Origin of the sequence: Dialister sp. UBA1703 (assembly GCA_002320515.1) — a bacterium.
Classification (GTDB): Bacteria; Bacillota; Negativicutes; order Veillonellales; family Dialisteraceae; genus Dialister.
Genome location: DCJJ01000038.1, coordinates 246 through 5,921, shown reverse-complemented (window position 1 = coordinate 5,921; position 5,676 = coordinate 246). Strand labels below are relative to the sequence as shown.

The 5,676-nt window shown below is 53.1% G+C and carries 4 protein-coding genes; all 4 read left to right on the top strand.

Going from position 1 to position 5,676, the window contains the following annotated elements:
* Window positions 1-489: 489 nt before the first annotated feature.
* The 4 genes from folP to mfd are packed head-to-tail and all read left to right on the top strand — an operon-like array spanning window position 490 to window position 5,582.
* Window positions 490-1,344, top strand: a complete 855-nt coding sequence (folP, locus tag B2Y11_RS01880) for a dihydropteroate synthase (protein ID WP_291055441.1) — start codon at window positions 490-492, stop codon at window positions 1,342-1,344.
* A 1-nt stretch (window position 1,345) separates the two neighbouring features.
* The gene (gene folB / locus B2Y11_RS01875) at window positions 1,346-1,708 is read left to right on the top strand and encodes a dihydroneopterin aldolase (RefSeq protein WP_291055438.1); all 363 of its coding nucleotides are present in this window, start codon (window positions 1,346-1,348) and stop codon (window positions 1,706-1,708) included.
* A 45-nt stretch (window positions 1,709-1,753) separates the two neighbouring features.
* The gene (folK, locus tag B2Y11_RS01870; protein WP_291055435.1) at window positions 1,754-2,242 is read left to right on the top strand and encodes a 2-amino-4-hydroxy-6-hydroxymethyldihydropteridine diphosphokinase; all 489 of its coding nucleotides are present in this window, start codon (window positions 1,754-1,756) and stop codon (window positions 2,240-2,242) included.
* Window positions 2,235-5,582, top strand: a complete 3,348-nt coding sequence (gene mfd / locus B2Y11_RS01865; protein ID WP_291055431.1) for a transcription-repair coupling factor — start codon at window positions 2,235-2,237, stop codon at window positions 5,580-5,582. The genes folK and mfd overlap by 8 nt, the downstream gene beginning before the upstream one ends.
* The last annotated feature ends 94 nt before the right edge of the window (window positions 5,583-5,676 follow it).

The window sequence follows — 5,676 nt, the reverse complement described above, 5'->3', positions numbered from 1 at the left end:
GTGCTGTAGGGAAGCGACAGCGACACGGAAATCCAGTGAGTCGTTTCCCCTGTGGGGCAATCCACAACCCTCGGGCCCAAAGGGCTCGTCAAACCTAAGAACCTTAAGAACCCTCGGCCCGAAGGGCCGTCAACCTTCCCCTCTGAACCTTTTGAACCTTTGGGCCCAAGGGGCCCATTAAAAATTTTCAGTCCCCTATTGGATTTTTGTGAAAAATTTTGTATAATAGGGTTACATGGAGGAAATGCCATGGGATGGGTGTATCCTATCCGGTCTCATTGATGATTATTTCCCTGATTATCAATCGGACTGCGGGGCTGTCATACTCCTCAATGGCGGCTTGGCACAGAAAAGCGGTGTATGCCGCTTTTTTTGTTGGTTCTTTCTCTTTTCCCGCCGTGTTATAATGGGGGTAATGTTTTTGATACGGAGAAAACCGGTTCATAGGGGTGAATCAGCGTTTTCTATTTCCTGAAAGAAGGATTATCAATGAAAAGACAGCATCGCAGATATACATGGAAGGATGGGAAGTCTCTGGAACTGGGGGAGAAGTCCCTGGTTATGGGGATTCTGAATGTGACGCCCGATTCGTTTTCCGACGGAGGAAAGTGGAATTCTGATACCCTGGCGGTGTCCCATACTACCGATATGGTGAAGGACGGGGCGGATATCATCGATGTGGGTGCGGAATCCACCCGTCCCGGCCACCAGGTGCTGACGGCGGCGGAGGAGACAGAGCGGCTCATGCAGTTTCTTCCGGATGTGCTGAAGGTGAGCATGGTGCCTGTGTCTGTGGATTCCTATCATTATGAAACCATGGAAAAGGCGCTGTCTGCCGGCGCCCATATGGTGAATGATATCTGGGGCTTCCAGTATGACGACGGCAGCATGGCCAGAGTGTCTGCTGCCTTTGATGTGCCTGTGATTCTCATGCATAACCAGGAAACAGAGGAGTACGGGGACGATATCATTGAGGATTTGAAGCATTTCTTTGATAAGTCCATTGAAATCGCCCTGTCTGCCGGTGTGAAGACGGAGAATATCATCCTGGATCCGGGCATCGGTTTTTCGAAGAATGTGGAGCAGAATATGGAAATCCTGACGCGGCTTGATGAGCTCACGCTGGCCTTCCCCTGCCCCTGGCTTCTGGGGGTGAGCCGCAAGCGGTTCATCGGCGCCATTCTTGATACCGACGCAGCTGAAAGGGATGAAGGTACGGCAGCGGTGAACCTGTGGGGCGCGGAAAAGGGCTGCACCATTTACCGTGTGCATGATGTGAAGACCACGGCCCGGGAGCTTAAGGTGTGGGACGCTCTCCGCCTTTTCCATAAAGAAGGAGAATGACATGGATCATATCGACTTGAAGGGGATGGCCTTTTTCGGCTACCATGGCGATGAGCCGGAGGAGACAAAGCTGGGACAGCGTTTCTACATCGATGTGGAAATGGATCTTGACCTGTCAAAGGTGGGGAAATCCGATGCACTGGAAGATTCGGTGAATTATGTGGCTGTCTATGAAATGGTAAAGAAGAGAGCGGAAGGGGGCCCCTACAAACTGCTGGAAAGGCTGGCAGGGGTGATTAATGAGGACATTATGGAGGGTTTTCCCCTGGTGATGAAGGTGATTACCACGGTTCACAAGCCCGGTTCTCCCATCCCCGGCATTCTGGAGGATGTATCGGTGACGCTCTCTGCGGAAAGGAAATGACAGAAAAGGAAGACTCCTTTTCTTAAACACATGAATACATATATTATGGCAATGGGATCCAATATGGGGGATTCCCTTCGTATACTGAAGGAAGCTGTGGAAAGGCTTTCCAGGGAAGAGGGACTTACGGTGAGGAAGGTCTCTTCCTTTTACAGGACAAAACCCTGGGGGAAGAGGGACCAGCCCGATTTCATCAATGCCGCCGCACTGGTGGAATGGGAAGGGAGCGCAGAGGCGCTCATGGCTCTCCTCCTTCAGGTAGAGAAGGAATTCGGACGGGAAAGGAAGGTCCACTGGGGGCCCCGTACCCTGGATCTGGACTTGATTTACAGTGAGAACTGCACAAGGGAAACGGAATTCCTCCGTCTGCCGCATCCGTATTTCTGGGAGCGGCCTTTTGTGCTTGTTCCCATGGAAGAAATTCTGCCCTCCTTTACCTATGAGGGGAAGACAATCCATGCACGGATTCTGGAACTTGAGGGATATAAAGACCTGGTGAAGATGAATGAGAGAAAGGAGGCAGGAAATGAGTGAAAATACACCTTCCTTATCAGCAGTGAAGGAGGCCCTGACGGGGGAAAGAAAGACTTTTGAAATGGACAGTCATACAGGTCCTTCCCTGGTGGAAGATTTAGAGCCAAGGGTAAAGAATCTTCTGGGAGGCAGAAAGAAAGCCCACATGATGACCGGTATTTCCGGTTCCCAGAAAGCGCTTCTGGCAGCCTCCCTTCTTCGCAGCTTTGGGCAGGCGGTGATTGTGGTGCCGGAGCAGAAGGACATTTTCCGCTGGGAAGAGGATCTGGCCTTTTTTGCGCCGGATTTTGAAGTGCATCCCTTCCCCCTGGTGGAAGAGGCCGGTTTCAATGTCACCTTCTCCGGCATGGAAAGGCAGCGGGACTTCATGCAGGCACTCTCCAGGCTTATGGACAGGAAAAAGACGGTGATTCTGGCGTCCTCTGTGGAAGCAGCCCAGAAGATTGTGGGCCCCCTGGCTCTGAAAGACCATGCCCTGTCCTTTGCCCTGGGACAGGAAATAGAAAGGGAAGAGCTTTTAGAAAAACTGGTATCCGCCGGATATGAAAGGGTGGACCAGGTGGAGCGCTGCGGCCATTTTGCAGTGCGCGGCGACATTGTAGATGTATTTCCGGTAAGTGAAACCCATCCGGTGCGCATGGAATTCTTCGGCGATGAAATCGACAGTCTCCGTTCCTTCGATGAAGACAGCCAGCGGTCTATTGAAAATTTCAAGGAGGTCATGATCCTTCCCCTTTCCCTGAAGGAAGAAAAGGACAGCATTCTTTTCGATTATCTTAATAAGGGACTCATTATTTATGATGAACCGCAAAGGGGAGAAGAGGGGCTGAAGCGTTTCTTCAAGGAAGAAAGAGAAAACAGGAAAAGGGCCCTTTCTTTCCATGACATGGCGGTCAGGGGAAGGAAGGGAAACCGGGAAATCATCCTTTCCCTCCTGAACCGTTCCCTGGATGATTTCTCGCCGGAAGTGCACAGCTGGCAGGGCCAGTCCATGACCAACTACCAGCGGCAGATTCCTATTTTCATCGAAGACCTGAAGGCTCTTCTGAAGAAGGAGTGGAAGGTGCTCTTTGTGGTGCCCCGGGCTTCGGAGGAAGAGGAGTTAAAGGGCATATTGAAGGAATATGACATTCCTCTTTCCGAAGAACTCATGCCTTCTGCGGTGCACCTTATCCACGGCGTCCTGTCCGAAGGTTATGAAATGGCAGAGGACAAGCTGGCAGTGCTCACTGCCGGCGATGTGCTGGGGAAACAGAAAATCCGGCGAGTAAGAGGCGCCGGCAGGGGACGGCAGATCCGCTATTTCTCCGACCTCAACGTGGGAGACTATGTGGTGCAGGACGTGCACGGCATAGGCAAGTACCTGGGCATTAAAACCATAGAACTTTCCGGCGTGCACCGTGACTATATCGCCATCCAGTATGCAGGAAATGATAAGCTGTACCTGCCGGTGGAAAAGATTTCCACCCTGGAAAAATATATAGGCCCCGAAGGGGGCACGCCGGTGCTCAGCAAAATGGGGGAGGCCCACTGGGAAAAAATCCGGTCCAAAGCCAGAAAGTCCATTGAAGAACTGGCGGAGCAGCTGCTGGATATTTACGCCAAGCGGGAAATCACCAAAGGCATTGCCTTTGCCAAAGACGGCGTGGAACAGAGGGAATTTGAAGACACCTTCCCCTTTGTGGAAACGGAAGACCAGCTCACCGCCATCGACGGTATCAAGAAGGCCATGGAGCGGCCTGTTCCTATGGACATGCTCCTCTGCGGCGACGTGGGCTTCGGCAAAACGGAAGTGGCCATGCGGGCAGTCTTCAAATGCGTTATGAGCGGCTACCAGGCCATGGTGCTCTGTCCTACCACTGTCCTTTCTCAGCAGCATTATAAAAATTTCAAGGAGCGCATGGAACAGTTCGGCGTGAACCTGGCCCTTTTAAACCGTTTCACCACCCTGAAGGAAAAGAAGGAAATCCTTCGCAAAATGAAGGACGGCGAGGTGGATGTGATCATCGGCACCCATGCGGTGCTGAACAAAAAGGTGACCTGCCGGAAACTGGGCCTTCTGGTGGTGGATGAAGAGCAGCGGTTCGGCGTGGTGCAGAAGGAAAAATGGAAATCCTGGTCCTCCGGCATCGACGTGCTCACCCTGTCGGCCACCCCGATTCCCCGCACCCTGCACATGAGCCTTACAGGGGTGAGGGACATGGTTACCATTACCACCCCTCCCTCCAACCGACACGCCATCCAGACCTATGTGACGGAATACGATGACGCCATTGTAAAGGACGCCATCCTCCGGGAAAGGGAAAGAGGGGGGCAGACCTATTTCGTATACAACCGCATCGAAACCATGGGCGCCATGCTGGACCATTTAAGAAGCATCCTTCCCGAGGATATTACCATCGGCGTGGCCTACGGCCGCATGGAAGGCAGGCAGCTGGAAAAGGTGATGGTGGACTTCTACGAAGGACGGTACGACGTGCTTCTTTGCACCACCCTCATCGAAAACGGCCTGGACCAGCCTAACGCCAACACCATGCTGGTTTATGACGCAGACCGCATGGGCCTTTCCCAGATTTACCAGATGAGAGGGAGAGTTGGGCGGTCTGAAAAAATCGCCAGGGCCTGGTTCTTCTACCGGAAGGGGAAGATCCTTTCGGAAGTGGCGGAAAAACGACTGGACACTATCCGCGAATTCACAGAACTGGGCAGCGGCTTCAAAGTGGCCATGCGGGATCTGGAAATCCGCGGCGCCGGCAACCTGCTGGGCGCCGCCCAGCACGGCAACATTGCCAGCGTAGGCTTTGCCACCTACTGCACTATGCTGGAAGAAGCGGTGGAACGGCTCCGGGCCAAAAGAGAAAACAGGCCCCTGCCGAAGAAACTGCCCAATACCACCATCGAATTCCGCCAGGATGCCTATCTGGACGGCGGCTATATTTCCAATGAAGAACAGAAAATGGAAATCTACCGCCGCCTGGCCTCTGTGGAAAACGAGAAGGCACTGTCCGACCTCATCGACGAAGTGGTGGACCGCTACGGCTCTCCCACGGTGCCGGTGGAAAAACTCTTCCGTATCTCCCACATCCGTGTCAAAGCCAGACATCTGGGCATCGGGAGCATTATGGACGGCGGCACCAATTTCGTCATTACCTGGGCGGACGAAGACCCCATGCATGGCTGGAATCCCATGAAACTTCCAAGAACCATGCTCCCCTACATCCGCCTCCTCCCCGGCACCATAGCTAAAATGAGCATTAACAAAAAAGGCATGGCCGGCGATGAAATGAAATGGATGGACGGGTTTATGGATGAAATGTACAGGGAAGTGAAAGGGGAGTAAGGAGAGGCCGCTGTGCGGCCAGGGTTGACGCCTGCTATGCAGGCGAAGTTTGACGGGGCTGCCGCCCCGAGGGTTCTAGGGAAGCACTGATTAA